The sequence below is a fragment of the Micromonospora coriariae genome (assembly GCF_900091455.1).
Classification (GTDB): domain Bacteria; phylum Actinomycetota; class Actinomycetes; order Mycobacteriales; family Micromonosporaceae; genus Micromonospora; species Micromonospora coriariae.
Genome location: NZ_LT607412.1, coordinates 5,485,460 through 5,504,327, shown reverse-complemented (window position 1 = coordinate 5,504,327; position 18,868 = coordinate 5,485,460). Strand labels below are relative to the sequence as shown.

Genomic DNA, 18,868 nt, shown 5'->3' with positions numbered 1-18,868 from the left:
GTCACCCCGCGATCCGGACGGTGGTGGTGGCGCCCCAGATGGCCAGCGACAGGAAGAAGTCGACGATGTTGACCGCGACGATGGCGAGCCGCACGGCCCGTCCGACCGCGACGCCGACGCCGGCGGGCCCACCGCTGGCGGTGTAGCCGTAGTAGCAGTGCACCAGCACCACGATCACGCTGAACACCAGCACCTTGCCGAAGGACCAGAGCACGTCCTGCGGCGGCAGGAACAGGTGGAAGTAGTAGTCGTACGTCCCGGCCGACTGTCCGAAGTAGAAGACGGCGATGGTGCGGGTGGCCAGGTAGCTGGCGAGCAGCCCCACCACGTACAGCGGGATGACCGCGATGAATCCGGCGATCATGCGGGTGGTGACCAGGAACGGCAGCGATGGCACCCCCATCACCTCGAGGGCGTCCACCTCCTCGGAGATTCGCATCGCCCCGAGTTGGGCGGTGAACCCGCAGCCCACGGTGGCCGACAGGGCCAGCGCCGCGACCAGTGGGGAGATCTCACGCGTGTTGAAGTACGCCGAGACGAAACCGGTGAAGGCGCTGCTGCCCAGCTGGTTGAGCGCCTGGTAGCCCTGGAGCCCGACCTCGGTGCCGGTGAAGAACGTCAGGAAGCAGATGACACCGACGGTGCCCCCGAGCACGGCGAGCGCGCCGGAGCCGAAGCTCACCTCCGCCAGCAGCCGGATCACCTCGCGCTTGTAGCGGCGCACGGTGCGCGGCGCCCAGGCGATCGCCCGCAGGTAGAAGGCGAGCTGTCCGCCCAGATTGTCGAGCTGGCGCAGCGCCGGCACGTCAGCTTCCCTTCTGCGGTACGACCTGGAAGTACACGGCCGTGACGATGAAGTTCAGCGCGAACAGCAGCATGAAGGTGATCACCACGCTCTGGTTGACCGCATCGCCGACCCCCTTGGGGCCGCCCTTGGCGGTCATCCCCTTGTACGAGGCGACCAGCGCGGCGGCAGCGCCGAACAGCAGCGCCTTGACCTCTCCCACCAGCAGGTCGGGCAGTTGCCCCAGGGCCTGGAAGCTGGCCAGGTACGCGCCGGGCGTGCCGCCCTGCAGGACCACGTTGAACAGGTAGCCACCGGTCACCCCGACCACGCTGACCAGTCCGTTGAGCAGCACGGCGACCAGCATCGAGGCGAGCACGCGGGGCACCACGAGGCGGTGGACGGGGTCGATGCCCAACACCTGCATCGCGTCGAGCTCCTCCCGGATCTTCCGGGAGCCGAGGTCGGCGCAGATCGCCGAGCCACCGGCGCCGGCGATGATCAGCGCGGTGACGATCGGCCCGGCCTCGCGGACCACCGCGAGCACCGACGCCGCTCCGGTGAACGACTGCGCGCCGAGCTGGCGGACCAGTGAGCCGAGCTGCAACGCGATGACCGCGCCGAAGGGGATGGAGACGAGCGCGGCGGGCAGGATCGACACCGAGCTGATGAACCAGGCCTGCTGGACGAACTCGCGGACCTGCACCGGTCGCCGGCCGAGGCCGCGCAGGGTGTCCAGGCAGAACGCGAAGAACTCACCGGTGTGGCGTATGGCGGTGACGGGTCCGCTCATCGGAGTCACCTCCGCCCGTTCCCGGGCGGCGGACCACCCGAAGTGGGCACACCGCTGTCGGCCGGCCCGGCGAACGAGCCGGAGGGCGGCGTGACGCCGTGCTCCCGGCACCACTGCCCCGGCGGCCGCTCGGCGGCGCGCGGCAGTCCGTCCGACGGCGGCAGTTGCAGCGGAATGGGTGGCAGCGGTGGCAGCTCCACACCGGCGTCCGCCTCGGCTTGCAGCTCCTCGGCGTCCTTCTCCTCGGCCATGCCGATCGGTCCGAAGCGCTGGGCGTTGAGGAACTGCCGCACCACCGGCTCGGTGCTGGACAGCAGCATCTCCCGCGACCCGAACATGGCCAGATGCCCGTGGTAGATCAGGCCGATGTTGTCCGGCACCGTACGCGCGGTGTTGATGTCGTGCGTGACGATCAGAAAGGTCGCCCCGGTCCGCTGGTTGAGGTCGATGATCAGCTGGTTCAGGTACGCGGTGCGCACCGGGTCCAGCCCGGAGTCGGGCTCGTCGAAGAGGACTATGCGCGGGTCGAGCACGAGGGCGCGGGCCAGGCCGGCTCGCTTGCGCATCCCACCGGAAATCTCCCCCGGCAGTTTCTGTTCGGCACCGACCAGGCCGACCATGTCGAGCTTTTCGGTGACCACCTCGCGGATCTGGGACTCGGATTTGCGGGTGTGCTCCCGCAGCGGGAAGGCGACGTTGTCGTAGATCGTCATCGAGCCGAACAGCGCGCCGTCCTGGAACAGCACCCCGAACAGCTTGCGCACCTCGTACAGCGCCCGCTCGGAGAGCCGGGGCAGATCCTTGCCCTCGATCCAGATCGACCCGGCATCGGGGCGGAGCAGCCCCACCAGCGTCTTGAGGAACACCGACTTGCCGGTGCCGGACGGGCCGAGCAGCACGGATATCTCGCCGGCCGGCAGGGTCAGGCTCACGTCCGACCAGACCGGCTGGCCACCGAAGGACTTCGTCAGCCCCCGCACCGCCACCTCGACGCCCATCCACCCTCCCTTCTCGGGTCGCTACCTGAGACATCGCGGCGGCCCGGCCGGGCGTAACAACTTCTTTGCGCTACGTCGCCAGCACCGACCGTCAACTAGGCAAAGTGGCGTGCGTCTCGATAGCGTGCGGTTAACCCGCCGGTAACGAAGGTGCCTCGCGTCCCCCATGACCACAGCGATCGAGCCAGAGCTCGTCCACCTGGCCGCCCACGGCGATCAGGCGGCGGTCGCTGCCCTGCTCACCAGCGTCCGGCCGGGGCTGGTCCGCTACTGCCGGGCCCGACTGGGCCGCGTCGGCGGCGCGTACACCACGGCCGACGACGTCGCCCAGGAGGTCTGCCTGGCGGTGTTCAAGGCCCTTCCCCGCTATCGCGACCAGGGCCGGCCGTTCTCCGCGTTCGTCTACGCCATAGCGGCGAACAAGGTGGCCGACGCCCAGCGCGCGGCGGTCCGCGACGCCGCCGTCACCGACGCCGACCTGGAGCAGGTGGACACCGCCCCCGGGCCGGAGCAGCAGGCCGTCGCCACCGATCTGGCCCGACGACTCTCGGTGCTGCTGCACCGCCTCCCCGACGTCCAGCGGGAGATCATCACCCTCCGCGTGGCGGTCGGCCTCACCGCCGAGGAGGTCGGCTCGATCCTCGGAATGTCGGCGCCGGCGGTACGGGTGGCCCAGTCCCGCGCCCTGGCTCGGCTCCGTACTCTTGCCGGCGACGGACTTGACGAGGTGGCGGCATGAGCGAGCCCCGGCCGGACGGTGGCGAGGAGGTGGACCTCGCCGCGATCCACAGTGACGACCTGCTCCTCGACGCGCTCGGCCGCGGCGAGCAGGAGGCCGACGCCGACGGCCTCACGGCGATGTTGGCCGCCTGGCGTGCCGACGTCACCGCCGACCAGGCGGACACCGTGGTCGACGGCCCCGCCCACGTCGTCCCGCCGCCTCCGGACGGTCGGTCGGGCACGCTCCGGGCCGGCGCCCCCACCTCCCCCGTTCCCGGCCCGCCCCGGTGGCAACCGTCCGTGCGGCGAGCCCTGGGGTTTGCCGCCGCCGTGGTCGCCGTGCTCATGCTGGCGACGGGATTGGGAGTCGCCAGCCACGACGCCGGGCCGACCAGTCCCCTGTGGTCACTCACCAAGGTGCTCCATCCCGAGCGGGCGGAGGTGCTCGGCGTCGAACACAGCACCGCCCGTGCCCGCGCGGCCGTCGCGGCGGGACGGTACGACGAGGCCCGGGAGCTGATCGACCAGGCCCAGCGCGACCTGGGACGGGTCACCGATCCGGCCGACGCCACCCGCCTGCGCGCCGACATCGACGCCGTCCTACGGGACCTGGCCGCGCTCGGTTGCCCGGGCTGGCCCCGCTGCGAGGTGTCCCCGTTGGCCCCGACGCCGTCGCCCGGCGTGTCGACGGCCGCCGCCCCCGAGCCCTCCGGCGCCGCGACACCGGGCAGGACGGCACCAGCGCCAGCGCGCCCCGCGCCGACGGACTCGCCGACATCCGGCGCCAACCCGACGCTGCCCCGACTGCCGCTGCCGTCGGTGCCGCTCCCGTCGGTGCCGCTCCCGCCGGTGCCGCTGCCGTCGGTGTTGCCGTCGCTACCCGTACTGCCACTGCCGACCGGCGACCTGCTCGGCTGACCGCGCGCGCAGCACAACCGCACCTCGGACTAGCACTAGCCGGCTCCTGCCGGCTGGCCGCGTCGTGGCCCACGTGCGGTGTCGACCAAGGCGACCCCGGCCAGGACGAGGGCAGCGGCGCTGGCGGCCCCGACCGGCGGCACCAGGATCATCGCCGGTGAGATGACGACGAGCACGAGGATTGCGATCGGCCGATCCCAGGACACTCGGCGGAAGACGGCGTACTCCAAGAAGCCGCGCCCGGCGAGGAACAATGCGGGTCCGCCGACGATGAGGGCGACCCAGGCCGGCGGTGTGCGTCCGAGCGGATGCGAAATCACGAACTTGTAGCTGATCGAAATTGCAATGACGGCGGCGACCAGGATCGGATGGGCGAAAACCACTGGGCGTCCGTGAACCGGTCCGGAGGCTTCTGCGAGGGCCTTCGATTGCTGTTCCCCGGCACTGTAGAAGTAGACGCGCCATAGCAGCACAGTGGTGGCGAACGCTGCCAATACCGCTGCAAAGGTCGCAACCCGAAACCCGCTCTGGTCGAGCGTCAGCCCGGTCACGAGGATCAGCTCGCCGAGCGCGATGGTGAAGAATTGCCGGCACCGGTCGGCGAGGTGCTCACCGGAGTACCCGAACTCCGTCGCTCGCCCGCGGCCAAGCCCTGGTGTGGGTAGGCGGAGAACGGCAGCCAGGTATTCCACGGCCAACGCCAGCGCCCACAGCACCGCACGGGCCCAACCATGCATGATCGCGCCGACGATCCACGGCACCGCGGACACGCCGAACCAGAAGGCCTCCCGCGCCTCGGAGCGCTGCATCTCGCCGCCACGCAGCAGATGCACGAGGATGCCGGAGGCACCGAGCTGGATGGCGAGGTACGCGCCGGCGAAGTAAAGGCCCCGTTCGCCGAACGCTTCAGGCGCCGCGGCGGCCATCACCAGTGTGCCGAGAAGGGCTCCGAGGACCAGCAGCTGTATCGGCAGTTGTTGCGGGTCGTACTTATCGCATTCCTCTGCGGTAACGGCCCAGACGACCGACAGGGGAAGCAGCAAGATCAGCGTCTGGACGGCGCCGGTCCAGCTCGTATCCTCCTCCAGCAGAGTCGACAGCTGTGCGAGCGCGAGAACGAACACCACGTCGAACAACAGTTCCAGGCCTGTCACCTTCGGTTTCTCGGGTCTCCGCCGCAGCCGGCCTGCCCCACTTGTCATCGATCAACCCGTTTCCGCCGCTTCTGTCTGTCGAGCAGTCGTACCACGCGACAGGCGCTGGTGGATGTGGATGCGCTGCCGCCCGGCCTTGACCGGCCTCACTCCACATCCGGGCGACGAGCGGGCCCATGGACTCCCTTCCACCCCGCCGCAGGTCCGGGTCGGCTCGTCGGCCGTAACGCATTCGTCGGCCAGCCCGCGAGTTCGCTGACGCGTCGCCCGCCTGGGCCGACGCCGTAGTGGCGTTAGACTCGCCGGCCATGGGACCGCTCATCTTCAGCCTCAACGTCACCCTGGACGGTTGCGTCGACCATCAGGAGGGGATCGCCGACGACGAGACGCACGCCTTCTTCACCCGTCTCATGGACGAGGGCGGGGCAATGCTCTGGGGTCGCGTCACCTACGAGATGATGGAGAGCTACTGGCCGGCCGTCGCCCGCGGCGGCGAGGAGGCGCCGCCGGCCATGCGCGAGTGGGCGGTCAAGCTGGAGGCCAAACCCAAGTACGTGGTGTCGTCGACGCGCAAGGACTTCCCGTGGGCCAACAGCCACCACATCGCCGGTGATCTGCGCGAGGGCGTGCAGAAGCTCAAGGACGAGACCCCGGCCGGTGTCCTCCTCGGAAGCGGCAAGCTCGCGACCGAGCTCGACCGGATGGACCTGATCGACGAGTACAAGATGCTCGTCCATCCCAGGATCGCCGGCCACGGCCCGACGCTGCACCAGGGCGGGCTGCCTGGCACGCGCCAGCTCGAGCTGCTCTCAGCGGAGCCGCTCCGCAACGGCGCGGTGGCCATGCACTACCGCCGCGCGCGCTGAATCACAGGAGTCCATCGCCGCCGGCTCACCGGCAGCGCGGCGTTTTCCTTGCGCTCACCCGCCGCGCCCCGCTGCCAGGTCGAGCAGCGCCGCGACGACCTTGGCCACCCGTCGTTGCCGGGTCTCCGGGGTCTTCGCACCTTCGACCGAAAGCACGTGCTGGCGTTTGTTCGAGTACGACAGCGCCTCGAACTGCCGCCTGGCGCCCGGCTCCGCGTCGAGCGCAACGGCCAGATCCGCCGGAACGTCGACCACTCGCGGCGCGGTGTCCAGCTCCAGGTCGACGTCGATCTCATCTCCCGCGGCGATACCCGCACCGGCACGCACCTCGGCGGCGACGGGGAGCATGAACTGCCCGCCGTAGACGGCCACAGTGCTCCGGTAGGTGTAGCCGTTGATGGTAACCGTGACCTGCGGTTTCTTGCCGGAACCGAGGGCCTGCACAATCTCCGCCGGCACTGTCATGCCGGTGGCCGTCCTGCCGCCGAGGAACAGCGTCGTACGAAATCTCATGGCGAGGACAGTAGACCCACGCGGGGAAGATGTTCGCCAACCGCTGCACTCGCGAAAAGACACAGAGACGGGTCATCGCGGACGCTAATGGCGCAGACAGGCTGCCCGAACGCGACGACCCGGCGTGCTTTCGCCAATTCGACCGGCGTCAAGCCCGCTGACGATTACGTTCGTTGACGTGACCGACTTTCGGTTTGCCGCCGTGACGCTCAGCGCGATGCTGGTCATGCCCGCTGTGGCGATTCCACTACCAGTGCGGGCCTCAGCCGCGCCGTACGTGCCGTGCCCGGCCGTGAAGCCGCCGACTCCACCGCCCGCCATGCCGTCCCCGCCGCCGGTCGACCCCACCGACCGGGCGGTCGGCGGGCAGGCGCTGGCGACGGCAGGCCTGGCCATCCCCGTGGGAGCACCGATGGCGCCGGCAGTGACGGCCACGTCATGGCTCGTGGCGGACCTCAACAGTGGTGAGGTCCTGGGCGGATGCGGCCCGCACGAGCGCCGAACGCCGGCGAGCGTGCAGAAGCTGCTGCTGGCGGCATCGCTGATGCCCCGCCTGGATCCGAGCCAGATGGTCGAGGTGACCAGGGCCGATCTGCGCGATCTCGATCCGGCCAGTTCGCTGATGGGCGTGGTCGCGGGTGGCCGGTACTCCATCGAGAGCCTGTGGCTGGGGTTGCTGCTCAAGTCGGGAAACGACGCGGCCAACGTGCTGGCTCGGCTCGGCGGCGGCAGTGCGGGCAGGCCGGGCGGGGTCGAGGCGATGAACGACGAGGCGCGTCGGCTGCGCGCGAACCAGACCCACGCCGCAACGCCCTCGGGCCTGGACGGCCCCGGCCAGTACACCAGCGCGTACGACCTCGCGCTGATCGCACGGGCCACCTTCGCCAGGGAGGACTTCCGGCGGTACATAGCGACGACGGTGGCGCAGATACCGGCAGGGCCGGGAAACCCGGCATTCGCCATCACTCACGACAACACGCTGCTGGGCCGCTATCCGGGGACGCTCGGGGGGAAGACGGGCTTCACCGACCTGGCTCGGCAGACGTACGTCGGTGTGGCCGAACGCGACGGTCGACGGCTCGCGGTGACCCTACTCGGAGCGGAGACCGCGCCGCTGGGGAGCCTGGGCGAGGCCGCGGCGCTGCTCAACTGGGGCTACGCCCTGCCCCGCGACGCCTCCGTCGGCCGCCTCGTCACACCCGAGGAGAAGAAGCACGACAGCCCCGTCGTCCCCGTCAAGGGCGAGCGCCCCGCCCCGACCGGTGAATCCTCAATCCCGCTGCACACCGGGCTCGGTCTCGGCGCTGCCGTCGTGCTGGCCGTCCTGTTCCTGGCGGCCCCGTGGCGGCGCAGAGGTGCGCGACAGGAAGCCGGCAGGCGGTAGGAATCGGGCACCGCCGGTTGTCGACGGAACGGCGGTCACAGGTTGTGGCGGTCGTCGGCCGGCAGGTGCGGCGGCTCCGGGGGCTCCGGGGCCTGGTCGGGCTGACCGAGCTGCGCGACATGGGTCGGGTCGAGGACCCGGGAGAGGAACGAGCGGGTGCGTTCGTGCTGCGGCGCGCCGAGGACCTCCCGCGGCGGGCCCTGCTCGACCACCACGCCGCCATCCATGAACACGACCCGGTCGGCGACGTCCCGGGCGAACGCCATCTCGTGGGTGACCACCAGCATCGTCATGCCGTCCTCGGCCAGCTTGCGCATGACGGTGAGCACGTCGCCGACCAGTTCCGGGTCGAGGGCGGAGGTCGGCTCGTCGAAGAGCATCAGCTTGGGCTCCATCGACAGCGACCGGGCGATCGCCGCGCGCTGCTGCTGCCCGCCGGAGAGCTGGGCCGGGAACGCTGCGGCCTTGTCGGTCAGGCCGACCCGCTCGAGGTTGTCCCGCGCGATCCGCTCGGCCTCGCCGCGGCCGCGGCGGAGCACCCGACGTTGGGCGATGGTGAGGTTGTCCAGCACGGTCAGGTGCGGGAAGAGGTTGAACGACTGGAAGACCATGCCGATGCCGCGGCGTACGGTGTCGATCTCGACGTCCGGGTCGGTCACCTCGACGCCGTTGACCCAGATCTTGCCGGCGGTCGGCTCCTCCAGCAGGTTGACGCAGCGCAGCAGCGTCGACTTGCCGGACCCGGACGGCCCGATGACGCAGACCACCTCGCCGTGGTCGACCTCGAAGTCGATGCCCTTGAGCACTTCGAGCGGCCCGAACGACTTGTGCAGATCGCGGATCTCGACGGCGGGCCGGGGTTGGGGAGTCGTCATGCGGGTCACCGAGCCTTGGCGTAGCGGAGTTCGAGGCGTCGTACCACCTGGGACAGGGGCAGGGTGATGGCCAGGTAGGCGAGGCCGGCCACCAGCAGCGGGGTGGCGTTGACCCGGTCGTTCAGCATGTCCCGGCCGAACTTGGTGACCTCGATGGTCTGCGCGGTCACGCCGAGCACATAGGCGAGCGACGAGTCCTTGGTGAGCAGGATCAGTTCGTTCGTCAGCGGCGGAATGACGATCCGGAACGCCTGCGGAATGACGATGGTGCGCATGGCGGTGAAGTGCGACATGCCGAGGGTGCGCGCCGCCTCCATCTGTCCCTTCGGCACCGCCTGGATGCCGGCCCGGATGGTCTCGGCCATGTACGCCGCGGCGGTCAACCCCAGACCGATCGCGATCGAACCGAACACGCCACCGGGAATCTCCCGCTCCGGGAAGGCGATGGGGATGCCGTACCCGACGAGGAAGAGCACCAGCAGGGCGGGCAGACCCCGGAACAGCTCGATGTACGCGGTCGCCACCCAGCGGTACGGAGCGACCCGGGACAGCCGCATCAGCGCGAGGATCGTGCCGAACACGAGGCCGAAGGCGAAGGCGCCCAGCGTGTAGAGGATCGTGTTGCGCAGCGCGACGGTGATGATCGTCGGGAACATCGACTCGATGATGTCGACGCGGAAGAACGCCGCTCTCAGCCTGCCCCAGTCCGCGGCATAGACCGCCACGGCGATGACGGCGATGAAGGCCAGGTACTGGAGCCAGAGGGACAGCCGCTCTCGCTGGCGGCGTCGCAGCTTCACGTTCGCTCCTTGAGTTCCCGGGGGGTGCCTACACGGAGGGCGCGCGAGTCGCGCGCCCTCCTGCCAACAGCTTCGGTCACGCGCTCGGCCGCTTGCCGATCCACTTCTCGTAGATCGTGTCGTACGTGCCGTCCTGCTTGGCCTTGGTCAGCGCCTCGTTGATCTTCTTGAGCAGTTCCGGGTTGGTGTCCTTCTTCACCGAGAACCCGTACTGCTCGCCGGTGTCGAACTCGGCCGCGACGGCGAAGCCGCCCGGGTTCTCCTTGAGGTACTCGGTCCAGACCGGCAGGTCGTTGATGGCGGCCTCGACCTGACCGTTGGAGACGGCCTGCTGCAGGGCGGCGAGGTCCTCGAACTCGACGAGTTGGAGGCCCTTCTCCTTCTCGAACTTCCGGGCGTAGTCACGGCCGGTGGTCGCCGCCTGGACGCCGAGCTTCTTGCCCTTGAGGTCGTCGAGCGACTTGTAGGGCTTGCCGGTCTTGACCAGCATCGCCTGGGTGGCGTCGAAGTAGGGATCGGAGAAGTTCATGACCTTCTGCCGTTCCCCGGTGATCGTCATGCCGGCGGCGGCGGCGTCGCACTTGCCCGTGTTGAGGTCCTGGCCGGACTTGATGCCCTCGAACGGGGTGTCGACGATCGTCTGCTCGACGCCGAGGTCCTTGGCGACCAGGTCCATGAGGTCGACGTCGAACCCGACGACCTTGCCGCTGGCGTCCTTCGACTGGAACGGCGGGTACGGCAGGTGGGTGCAGACGGTCAGCTTGCCGGCCTGGACGAGCTTGACCCCGTTCGCCTGGACCTGGCCCTCGTCCTTCTTGGCGCATCCCGCGCTGAGCGACAGGGCGGCGATCGCCGCGACGAGGCCGGCCTTGCGGGCTGCGCTGTGGAACCTCACGGCTGTGTCCCTCCGGTTCGGCTCCCCGTGCGGGCGGGCAGCCAGGGTTGGTGCGAAGACGGTGTGACAGGCGACGCTACCTGATCGGACAAGCCGTACCTAGATCACGTCGAGTCGTTGTGAGCAGTGCGGCACTCGTCACGCTCGGTACACCGGACAGCCGGCCCGTAACGGGACGACGTGCCCGAGCGGTCGCCTACCGTGACTGGTCAGCCGGAACGATCACGACGTGCAGGTTGCGGGGGCCATGGACGCCCTCGACCCGGTTGAGTTCGATGTCGCTGGTGGCGGACGGGCCGCTGATCCAGGTGAGCGGGCGGCCCGGGTCGAGGCGCGCGAGGGCGTCCGGCACCCCGGCGACGACCTGATCGGTACGGAGCACGCAGATGTGCACGTCGGGCAGGAGTGTGATGACCCTTCTGCCCTGGGACGGGCCCGCGTCGAGGATGACGGTCCCGGTCTCGGCGACGGCCACCGCCGCCGCGGTGACCACCCCGTCGGCCGCGTCGACCTGGTCCCTCGGAAGATCGTCGTCGGTCAGCACCTGGACGGTGTCGGGCAGCCAGTGCCGTGGCAGTCCCGGGGGGACCACGACGCGTCGGCCGCCGAGGATGGCGTCGACGACCTGCGCGACCTCATCGTCGGCACACCTGTGCACGGTGGCCCGGTAGTCGGTGAGCCGGTGCACCAGGACGTCGAGGTCGACGGCGCCGCCGGCCGGCCGGTAGTCCCGCGCCACCTCGGCAGGGGCGCTCGGGGTAGGGCCGAGAGCGGCGCGGAGGCGGCCGAGGATCAACTCGCGGGAGGTCATCGTTGGGCCCACCATTCCCGGAAGGTCTGCGGCGGCGGCTGCGGTAGGTCGCGGCCGATGGTCCAGCCGGACAGCGGCGGGGGTAGGCCGCCGCCGCGGCGGCCGGCGAAGCGGGTGACCCGCGCGGCGCGCTGGGCGGCCTCGTACAACTGCGGGTGGTCCATGGTGTACGCGGCGGCGGCCATGGTGATCGCCTCCGCGCTCGGCAGGCGGTGCTCGCTACGGTACGCCGCCGTGTGCTGGGCACGAAGGTGCACCAGGATCGACGGGATGTCGATCATCACGGGGCAGGCGTCGAAGCACGCCCCGCAGAGCGAGGAGGCGAAGGGCAGGGAGGCGTTGTCCTCCACGCCGGTCAGCTGCGGGGAGAGCACGGCGCCGATCGGCCCGGGGTAGACCGAGCCGTACGCGTGCCCGCCGGTGCGCTCGTAGACGGGACAGACGTTCAGACAGGCGGAGCAGCGGATGCAGTGCAACGCCTGACGGCCGACCTCGTCGGCGAGGACCGCACTGCGGCCGTTGTCCAGCAGCACGAGGTGGAACGCCTGCGGCCCATCGCCGGGCGCGACACCGGACCACATGGAGGTGTACGGGTTCATCCGCTCCCCGGTGGAGGCCCGGGGCAGCAGTTGCAGGAACACCTCGAGGTCCGTCCAGGTGGGGATGATCTTCTCGATGCCCATCACCGTGATCAGGGTGTCCGGCAGGGTGAGGCACATCCGGCCGTTGCCCTCCGACTCGACCACCGCGAGGGTGCCGGTCTCGGCTACCGCGAAGTTCGCACCGGAGACGGCGACCCGGGTGCTGAGGAAGGTGCGGCGCAGGTGACGCCGGGCCGCCGCCGCCAGGGTCGCCGGCTCGTCGGTCAGCGCCGGGTCGACGCCGGGCATCTCGCGCAGGAAGATCTCACGGATCTCCGCCCGGTTGCGATGGATCGCCGGCACCAGAATGTGGCTGGGCTTGTCCCGCCCGAGCTGGACGATCAGCTCGGCGAGGTCCGTCTCCACCGGTTCGATGCCGGCGGCCTCCAGCGCCTCGTTGAGGCCGATCTCCTGGGTCGCCATGGACTTGACCTTCATGACCCGGTCGCTGCCGGTGGCCCGGACCAGGTCGGTGACGATCCGGTTGGCCTCGACGGCGTCGGCGGCCCAGTGCACTGTGCCACCGGCGGCGGTGACCGCCACCTCCAGTTGTTCGAGCAGCTCGGGCAGGCGGGCCATCACATCGGTCTTGATGGCCCGGCCGGCCGCGCGCAGCTCCTGCCAGTCGGGGACCTCGTCGATCACCGCCGCCGACTTCGCGCGGATCGTGGCGGTGGCGTGGCCGAGGTTGCGGCGCAGTTGGGCGTCGGCGAGGCTGCGCCGGGCCGCGACCGGGAACGGCTCGTCGCCGCGCAGGTGCCCCACACCGCGTGGCGCGGTGGCCGGCATGCCGAGGAACGTCTCGCTCATGCCGTCACCCCCTCCCGCTGCGCCTGCTCGGGCGCGTTGCCGGCGGGCTCGGTGCTGGCCAGGATCTCCGCGAGGTGCACTGTGCGTACGCCGGCCCGGAGCCGGGACAGCCCACCGCCGATGTGCATCAGGCAGGAGGCGTCCCCGGCGGTACAGACGTCGGCCCCGGTGGACAACACGTGGCGCATCTTGTCGGCCAGCATCGCCGTTGACGTGTCCGCGTTCTTCACCGCGAACGTGCCGCCGAAGCCGCAGCACTGCTCGGCCTGCGGCAGCTCCACCAGGTCCAGGCCGCGCACCTGGCGCAGCAGCCGCAGCGGCTTGTCCCCCACCCGGATCATCCGCAGCGAGTGGCAGGTCGGGTGGTACGTCACGCGGTGCGGATAGAAGGCGCCCACGTCGGTCACCCCCAGCACGTCGACGAGCAGCTCCGACAGCTCGTACGTGCGCCCGGCGACCTCCTCGGCCCGACTGGCCAGGCGCTCGTCGCCGGCTCCCCGAGCCACCGTCGCGTGCTGGTGCCGCACCGAACCGACGCACGACCCGGACGGGGCCACCACCACGTCGTACGGCGCGAAGGTCCGTACGTGCCGGCGAACCAGGCGCAGCGCGTCATCCGGATAGCCGGTGTTGATGTGCATCTGCCCGCAGCAGGTCTGATCCTGCGGAAAGACGACCTCGTGACCGAGCCGTTCCAGCAGCCGCACCGTCGCCTTGGCCGCCTCGGGGAACAGGGTGTCGGCCAGACAGGTGACGAACAGGGCTATTCGCATACTCAGTCCTCCCATCCGAGGCGCCGGGCAGCGGCCCGCCAGGCCGTCTGCGTGGCGCGTGGCTCGTACCGCAGGATCTGTTGCGTGTCGCGCAGCACGGCCCGCAGCGCCGCCAGGTCGCCGCCGACGACGCCGAGGGCGCGGGCCTGCACCAGAACATTACCCAGCGCGGTGGCCTCCACCGGCCCCGCGAGCACGGGCAGACCGCACGCATCGGCAGTGAGCTGGCACAGCAGGTCGTTGCGTGCTCCGCCGCCGACGACATGCACCGCGTCGACGTGCCGACCGGCGAGCAGTTGCGCCTGCCGGACCGCGCGCCGGTGCGCCAGCGCGAGGCTGTCGAGGATGCACCGGACGGTCGCCGCCGGGGTGGCCGGCACCGGCTCGCCGGTACGACGGCAGGCGTCGGCGATGCGCGCCGGCATGTCACCCGGTGGCAGGAACGCGGGGTCGTCCGGGTCCACGACCGAGCGGAACGCGGGTTGCCCGGCCGCCTGCCGGAGCAGGGCGGGCAGGTCCGTGGTGCCCCAGGCGCGCAGCGATTCCTGCAGTGGCCACAGACCCATCACGTTGCGCAGGTAGCGGATCGTGCCGTCCACCCCGGACTCGTTTGTGAAGTTGGCCCGCCGGCTCGCCGCGCTGAGGACCGGCGCCGCGAGTTCGACCCCGACGAGCGACCAGGTGCCGCAGGAGATGTAGGCGAAGTGCTCACCCGCCGCCGGTACGCCCACCACGGCGGACGCGGTGTCGTGGGACCCCACGGCCACGACTGCGGGTTCTCCGGGCAGGTCCAGCGCGGGCAGCACCGGGCCGATCCGCGTGCCCGGCTCTCGCAGTGGCGGGAACAGCTCGCAGCGGATTCCCGCGTCGAGCATCAGGTCGGTCGCCCAGGTTCGGCGGCGCAGGTCGTACAGCTGGGTGGTGGAGGCGTTGGTGATCTCGGCGCCGATCTCGCCGGTGAGCCAGTACGCGATGAGGTCCGGGATCAGCAGCAGGCGGTGCGCCAGGTCGAGCTGAGGCGTACCGGCCGCGGCGACGAGCTGGTAGAGGGTGTTGAACGGCAGGTGCTGCAACCCGGTCGTGGCGTACAGCCGCTCCTGGCCCAGCTGCTTGGCCACCCGGTCGCCGACGCCCTCGGTGCGGCCGTCCCGGTAGTGCACCGGGTTGCCGAGCAGAGCGCCCGTCGCGTCGAGCAGCCCGTAGTCCACCGCCCAGGTGTCGACGCCGATGCTGGCGACGGGGCCGGCGGCACGCAGGCCGTCCAGGACGCCGCGGTACAGCGCCAGGACGTCCCAGTGCAGGGTGCCGGCCACCCGCACCGGATCGTTGCGGAACCGGTGCGCCTCGGTGAGCTCCAAGCGTCCAGGCTCGACGCGGCCGACCATCACCCGGCCGCTGGAGGCGCCCAGGTCCACGGCGGCGAGGTGCACGGACCCGCTGCCCACGTCGTCCTCCTTTCCGGCGAACCGTGCTCAGCGCAGGAAGGCCGCGGCGACGCCGGCGTCCACCGGGATGTGCAACCCCGTCGTATGGGACAACTCCCCGCCGGTGAGCACGAAGACGGCGTTGGCGACGTGCTCGGGCAACACCTCACGCTTGAGCAGCGTGCGCTGGGCGTAGAACTCGCCGAGCTTCTCCTCCGGCACGCCGTAGACGGCTGCCCGCTTGGCACCCCAACCGCCGGCGAAGATGCCCGAGCCGCGGACCACCCCGTCCGGGTTGACGCCGTTGACCCGGATGCCGTGGCCGCCCAGCTCCGCGGCGAGCAGCCGGACCTGGTGCGCCTGGTCGGCCTTGGCCGCTCCGTAGGCCACGTTGTTGGGGCCGGCGAACAGGGAGTTCTTGCTGGAGATGTAGACGATGTCGCCACCCATCCCCTGCGCCAGCAGCACCCGCGCGGCCTCCCGGGAGACGAGGAAGGAGCCCTTGGCCATCACGTCGTGCTGGATGTCCCAGTCCGCCTCGGTCGTCTCCAGCAGCGACTTGGACAGCGACAGCCCGGCGTTGTTGACCACCAGGTCCACCCCGCCGAAGGCGAGCACCGCGTCGCGCAGAGCACGGGCGACGGCGTCCGCGTCACTGACGTCGGCGGCAACCGGGACCGCCACGTCGGCGCTGCCGATCTCCGCCGCGACGGCGGCGGCCGCCTCCGCGTTCCGGTCGGCGACCACGACGCAGGCGCCCTCCGCGGCGAGCCGCCGCGCTATCGCCCGGCCGATGCCCGAGCCACCGCCGGTGACGAACGCGATCCGGGTGGCGAGGGGCTTGGGCTTCGGCATGCGCCGCAGCTTCGCCTCCTCCAGGGCCCAGTACTCGATCCGGAACTTCTCGGCCTCGTCGATCGGCGCGTACCGCGACACGGATTCCGCGCCGCGCATCACGTTTATGGCGTTGACGTAGAACTCCCCGGCGACCCGGGCGGTCTGTTTGTTGGCCCCGAAGCTGAACATGCCCACACCCGGCACCAGGACGACGGCCGGGTCGGCGCCGCGCATGGGAGGGCTGTCCGGGCCGGCGTGCCGCTCGTAGTAGGCGCGGTAGTCGTCGCGGTAGGCGGTGTGCAGCTCCCTGAGCCGGGCGATCACGGCCTCGATCGGGGCGGTGGGCGGCAGGTCGAGCACCATCGGGCGGACCTTGGTACGCAGGAAGTGGTCCGGGCACGAGGTGCCCAGGGCCGCGAGCGCGGGGTGCTTCTCCCGCGCGACGAAGTCGAGCACCACCTCGCTGTCGGTGAAGTGGCCGACCTGCGGTCGGTCGGTGGACGCGAGGCCCCGCAGCACAGGGAACAGCGCCGCCGCCCGACGCCGTCGATCGTCGGGCGGCAGCGGCAGGTAACCGCTGATGACCGGGCCGAGCGGCTCGGCTCGGCCCCGCTCGTCGAGGAAGGCCTGCGCGGTTCGGATGATCTCCAGCGAGTTGCGTTCGCACTCGTCGCTGGTCGCGCCCCACGCGGTGATGCCGTGTCCGCCGAGGATCACGCCGATCGCCTGCGGGTTGGCCCGCGCCACGGCGGCGATGTCCAGGCCGAGCTGGAAGCCGGGCCGCCGCCACGGAACCCACAGCACCCGGTCGCCGAAGACCTCCTTGGTCAGCTCGGGCCCGTCGGCGGCGGCGGCGATCGCGATGCCCGCATCGGGGTGCAGGTGGTCGACGTGCGCCGCGTCGACCAGGCCGTGCATCGCGGTGTCGATCGATGGCGCGGCGCCGCCACGGCCGTGCAGGCAGTAGTCGAACGCGCCGACCATCTCGTCCTCGCGCTCGATGCCCGGGTAGACGGCGGCGAGGGCGCGGAGCCGGTCCAGCCGCAGCGCGGCCAGGCCGTCCCGGGTTAGCGTGCCGAGGTCGCCACCGGAGCCCTTGACCCACAGCAGCTCGACGGGCCGGCCGGTGACCGGATCGGTGTCCGCACCCTTGGCGGAGGTGTTTCCCCCGGCGTAGTTCGTGGTGGTCGGATCGGCACCGAGCCGGTTGCTGCGCGCGATCAGCGCCTGAACCTCGGCTTGCATCGTCCTCACGTCCCCAGTCTGCGTTCGGTGGTGGTCAGGCGCCCCAGCCGGCCTGCTGGCCGTCGGCTCGTTCGGCGCGGATCTTCTCGAAGTAGCCGGAGCGGGCGTACGCGGCCATCGGGTCCGGGTCCAGGCCCAGGTCCGTACGAAGCTCGGCGAGCAGCGGCCGCACGTCGGTGTTGTACGCGTCCATCAGCACGGCGTTGGCGGCGAGCACATCGCCGGCCCGCTGCGCTTCGGCCAGCGCGTCCGGGTCGACGAGCAACGCCTTGGCCGTGGCCTCCTGCACGTTGAGCACCGAACGGATGATGGCCGGGATCTTCGGCTCGATGTTGTGACACTGGTCGAGCATGAACGCGATGCCGGCCTCCGGCGCCAACGCGTCGCCCCGGACGATCTCGTGCATGATCCGGAACAGCTGGAACGGGTCCGCCGAGCCGACCATCAGGTCGTCGTCGGCGTAGAAGCGGGAGTTGAAGTCGAAGGCGCCGAGCTTCCCGGCGCGCAGCAGGAACGCCACGATGAACTCGATGTTCGTGCCCGGCGCGTGGTGCCCGGTGTCGATGACCACCTGCGCCTTCGGGCCCAACTCCAGGCAGTGCGCGTACGCGGTGCCCCAGTCCGGCACGTCGGTGGCGTAGAAGGCCGGCTCGAACAGCTTGTACTCCAGCAGCAGCCGTTGGCCGTCGCCGAGCCGGTCGTACGTCTCGCGCAGCGCCGCCGCGAGCCGGTCCTGCCGCGCGCGGAGGTCGTCCTGGCCGGGGTAGTTGGTCCCGTCGGAGAACCAGAGCTTGAGGTCCCGCGAGCCGGTGCGGTCCATGATGTCCACGCACTCGAGCAGGTGGTCGATGGCCTTGCGGCGCACACCCGGATCCGGGTTGGTGACACTGCCCAGCTTGTAGTCGTTGTCCTGAAAGACGTTGGCGTTGATCGCGCCCAGGCCGACCCCGTGGTCGGTCGCGTACCCGGCCAGGTCGGCGTAGTCGTCGACGCGGTCCCACGGGATGTGCAGGGCCACCGTCGGCGCCACGCCGGTGAGCCGGTGCACCACCGCGGCGTCGGCGACCTTCTCGTACGGGTTGCGGGGCACACCCTCCTGCGCGAACACCTTGAACCGGGTGCCGGAGTTGGCGTACGCCCAGGACGGGGTCTCGATGCGCTGCGCGCGCAGTGCTGACCGGACCCGCTCGAGGGTCTGCGCGTCGGGCTGCGTCATGGGGTGTCTCCCGTCTCTGCGGCGAGCCGCGTCTCACGCTCTGCGCTGAGTTGCGCCTCAAGGTTGAAGACCTCGGCCAGCGGTCGGATGGCCTGGTCGGCGGCGCCCTGGTCGAGGCCGACGAAGTAGGGCGCCATCTCCGCCTGCCAGCGGGCGTTGACGTCGCTGGTCTGCATGGCGGCCTGTGCCGCCGCGAAGTCGTCGGTGACCAGGTAGCCCACGAGCAGGCCGTCCTCGCGCAGGAAGAGCGAGTAGTCGTGCCACCCGCTCTCGGCCAGGGCGGCGAGCATCTCCGGCCAGACCCGCGTGTGGCGGGCGCGGTACTCGTCCAGCCGGTCGGGGTCGACCTGGAGGGTGAAGCAGACGCGGGGCATGGTTCTCCCGTCGGCTCCCCCGGTCGGTGCGGCAGTG

19 protein-coding genes are annotated in these 18,868 nt (G+C 70.8%); 4 read left to right on the top strand and 15 right to left on the bottom strand.

Annotation, left to right across the window (positions count from 1 at the left end; all coding sequences use genetic code 11):
* Position 1: 1 nt before the first annotated feature.
* From GA0070607_RS25505 to GA0070607_RS25495, 3 genes are read right to left on the bottom strand one after another with little or no spacing between them, the layout of a single operon-like run.
* Positions 2–805 (bottom strand): MlaE family ABC transporter permease, encoded by an 804-nt coding sequence (locus tag GA0070607_RS25505; RefSeq protein WP_089020440.1) that lies wholly within the window; start codon positions 803–805, stop codon positions 2–4.
* A gap of 1 nt (position 806) precedes the next feature.
* Positions 807–1,577 carry an MlaE family ABC transporter permease gene (locus GA0070607_RS25500; RefSeq protein ID WP_089020439.1) on the bottom strand — a complete coding sequence of 257 codons (771 nt, stop codon included), beginning with the start codon at positions 1,575–1,577 and terminating at the stop codon, positions 807–809.
* A gap of 5 nt (positions 1,578–1,582) precedes the next feature.
* Complete coding sequence (locus GA0070607_RS25495; protein WP_089020438.1) at positions 1,583–2,575, bottom strand: ABC transporter ATP-binding protein; 993 nt, start codon at positions 2,573–2,575, stop codon at positions 1,583–1,585.
* Between the two features lie 166 nt (positions 2,576–2,741).
* Here GA0070607_RS25495 and shbA point away from each other — a divergent pair, with 166 nt between their 5' ends.
* The gene (shbA, locus tag GA0070607_RS25490; protein ID WP_089020437.1) at positions 2,742–3,314 is read left to right on the top strand and encodes an RNA polymerase sigma factor ShbA; all 573 of its coding nucleotides are present in this window, start codon (positions 2,742–2,744) and stop codon (positions 3,312–3,314) included.
* On the top strand, positions 3,311–4,213 hold the full coding sequence (locus GA0070607_RS25485; RefSeq protein WP_089020436.1) for an anti-sigma-D factor RsdA: 903 nt from the start codon (positions 3,311–3,313) through the stop codon (positions 4,211–4,213). Before shbA ends, GA0070607_RS25485 begins: the two co-directional genes overlap by 4 nt.
* Positions 4,214–4,248: 35 nt before the next feature.
* On the opposite strand, the gene GA0070607_RS25480 is transcribed toward GA0070607_RS25485, so the two are convergent.
* On the bottom strand, positions 4,249–5,367 hold the full coding sequence (locus GA0070607_RS25480; RefSeq protein WP_157743261.1) for a low temperature requirement protein A: 1,119 nt from the start codon (positions 5,365–5,367) through the stop codon (positions 4,249–4,251).
* Between the two features lie 308 nt (positions 5,368–5,675).
* Between GA0070607_RS25480 and GA0070607_RS25475 the strand changes: the two genes are divergently transcribed.
* Entirely contained in the window at positions 5,676–6,233 is a 558-nt protein-coding gene (locus tag GA0070607_RS25475) for a dihydrofolate reductase family protein (protein WP_089020434.1), read from the top strand.
* Between the two features lie 54 nt (positions 6,234–6,287).
* Here GA0070607_RS25475 and GA0070607_RS25470 read toward each other — a convergent pair whose 3' ends face one another.
* Positions 6,288–6,746, bottom strand: coding sequence for a YdeI/OmpD-associated family protein (locus GA0070607_RS25470; RefSeq protein WP_089020433.1), 459 nt, complete (start codon positions 6,744–6,746; stop codon positions 6,288–6,290).
* Between the two features lie 217 nt (positions 6,747–6,963).
* Between GA0070607_RS25470 and GA0070607_RS25465 the strand changes: the two genes are divergently transcribed.
* Positions 6,964–8,130, top strand: a complete 1,167-nt coding sequence (locus GA0070607_RS25465; protein WP_172899224.1) for a D-alanyl-D-alanine carboxypeptidase family protein — start codon at positions 6,964–6,966, stop codon at positions 8,128–8,130.
* A 35-nt stretch (positions 8,131–8,165) separates the two neighbouring features.
* On the opposite strand, the gene GA0070607_RS25460 is transcribed toward GA0070607_RS25465, so the two are convergent.
* The 10 genes from GA0070607_RS25460 to GA0070607_RS25415 all read right to left on the bottom strand — a co-directional run bounded on the left by GA0070607_RS25460 (position 8,166) and on the right by GA0070607_RS25415 (position 18,831).
* Positions 8,166–9,005 carry an amino acid ABC transporter ATP-binding protein gene (locus tag GA0070607_RS25460; RefSeq protein ID WP_089022100.1) on the bottom strand — a complete coding sequence of 280 codons (840 nt, stop codon included), beginning with the start codon at positions 9,003–9,005 and terminating at the stop codon, positions 8,166–8,168.
* 5 nt (positions 9,006–9,010) lie between these two features.
* Entirely contained in the window at positions 9,011–9,805 is a 795-nt protein-coding gene (locus GA0070607_RS25455) for an amino acid ABC transporter permease (RefSeq protein WP_089020432.1), read from the bottom strand.
* 76 nt (positions 9,806–9,881) lie between these two features.
* On the bottom strand, positions 9,882–10,700 hold the full coding sequence (locus GA0070607_RS25450) for a basic amino acid ABC transporter substrate-binding protein (RefSeq protein WP_089020431.1): 819 nt from the start codon (positions 10,698–10,700) through the stop codon (positions 9,882–9,884).
* A gap of 196 nt (positions 10,701–10,896) precedes the next feature.
* Positions 10,897–11,511, bottom strand: a complete 615-nt coding sequence (locus tag GA0070607_RS25445) for a LutC/YkgG family protein (RefSeq protein WP_089020430.1) — start codon at positions 11,509–11,511, stop codon at positions 10,897–10,899.
* On the bottom strand, positions 11,508–12,962 hold the full coding sequence (locus GA0070607_RS25440) for a lactate utilization protein B (RefSeq protein WP_089020429.1): 1,455 nt from the start codon (positions 12,960–12,962) through the stop codon (positions 11,508–11,510). The genes GA0070607_RS25445 and GA0070607_RS25440 overlap by 4 nt, the downstream gene beginning before the upstream one ends.
* Positions 12,959–13,735, bottom strand: a complete 777-nt coding sequence (locus GA0070607_RS25435; protein ID WP_089020428.1) for a (Fe-S)-binding protein — start codon at positions 13,733–13,735, stop codon at positions 12,959–12,961. The genes GA0070607_RS25440 and GA0070607_RS25435 overlap by 4 nt, the downstream gene beginning before the upstream one ends.
* A 2-nt stretch (positions 13,736–13,737) precedes the next feature.
* The gene (locus GA0070607_RS25430) at positions 13,738–15,180 is read right to left on the bottom strand and encodes a rhamnulokinase (RefSeq protein WP_231930349.1); all 1,443 of its coding nucleotides are present in this window, start codon (positions 15,178–15,180) and stop codon (positions 13,738–13,740) included.
* A gap of 27 nt (positions 15,181–15,207) precedes the next feature.
* Complete coding sequence (locus GA0070607_RS25425; protein ID WP_089020427.1) at positions 15,208–17,241, bottom strand: bifunctional aldolase/short-chain dehydrogenase; 2,034 nt, start codon at positions 17,239–17,241, stop codon at positions 15,208–15,210.
* Between the two features lie 34 nt (positions 17,242–17,275).
* Positions 17,276–18,457 carry an L-rhamnose isomerase gene (gene rhaI / locus GA0070607_RS25420; RefSeq protein ID WP_089020426.1) on the bottom strand — a complete coding sequence of 394 codons (1,182 nt, stop codon included), beginning with the start codon at positions 18,455–18,457 and terminating at the stop codon, positions 17,276–17,278.
* Positions 18,454–18,831, bottom strand: coding sequence for an L-rhamnose mutarotase (locus GA0070607_RS25415; RefSeq protein ID WP_089020425.1), 378 nt, complete (start codon positions 18,829–18,831; stop codon positions 18,454–18,456). The genes rhaI and GA0070607_RS25415 overlap by 4 nt, the downstream gene beginning before the upstream one ends.
* Positions 18,832–18,868 lie beyond the last annotated feature (37 nt).

Coding starts and splice junctions, on each gene's coding strand:
- GA0070607_RS25465 (WP_172899224.1), top strand. CDS start 6,964: ATGCTGGTCATGCCCGCTGTGGCGATTCCACTACCAGTGCGGGCCTCA.
- GA0070607_RS25435 (WP_089020428.1), bottom strand. CDS start 13,735: ATGCGAATAGCCCTGTTCGTCACCTGTCTGGCCGACACCCTGTTCCCC.
- GA0070607_RS25425 (WP_089020427.1), bottom strand. CDS start 17,241: ATGCAAGCCGAGGTTCAGGCGCTGATCGCGCGCAGCAACCGGCTCGGT.
- GA0070607_RS25445 (WP_089020430.1), bottom strand. CDS start 11,511: ATGACCTCCCGCGAGTTGATCCTCGGCCGCCTCCGCGCCGCTCTCGGC.
- GA0070607_RS25470 (WP_089020433.1), bottom strand. CDS start 6,746: ATGAGATTTCGTACGACGCTGTTCCTCGGCGGCAGGACGGCCACCGGC.
- GA0070607_RS25440 (WP_089020429.1), bottom strand. CDS start 12,962: ATGAGCGAGACGTTCCTCGGCATGCCGGCCACCGCGCCACGCGGTGTG.
- GA0070607_RS25500 (WP_089020439.1), bottom strand. CDS start 1,577: ATGAGCGGACCCGTCACCGCCATACGCCACACCGGTGAGTTCTTCGCG.
- shbA (WP_089020437.1), top strand. CDS start 2,742: ATGACCACAGCGATCGAGCCAGAGCTCGTCCACCTGGCCGCCCACGGC.
- GA0070607_RS25460 (WP_089022100.1), bottom strand. CDS start 9,005: ATGACGACTCCCCAACCCCGGCCCGCCGTCGAGATCCGCGATCTGCAC.
- rhaI (WP_089020426.1), bottom strand. CDS start 18,457: ATGACGCAGCCCGACGCGCAGACCCTCGAGCGGGTCCGGTCAGCACTG.
- GA0070607_RS25415 (WP_089020425.1), bottom strand. CDS start 18,831: ATGCCCCGCGTCTGCTTCACCCTCCAGGTCGACCCCGACCGGCTGGAC.
- GA0070607_RS25485 (WP_089020436.1), top strand. CDS start 3,311: ATGAGCGAGCCCCGGCCGGACGGTGGCGAGGAGGTGGACCTCGCCGCG.
- GA0070607_RS25475 (WP_089020434.1), top strand. CDS start 5,676: ATGGGACCGCTCATCTTCAGCCTCAACGTCACCCTGGACGGTTGCGTC.
- GA0070607_RS25495 (WP_089020438.1), bottom strand. CDS start 2,575: ATGGGCGTCGAGGTGGCGGTGCGGGGGCTGACGAAGTCCTTCGGTGGC.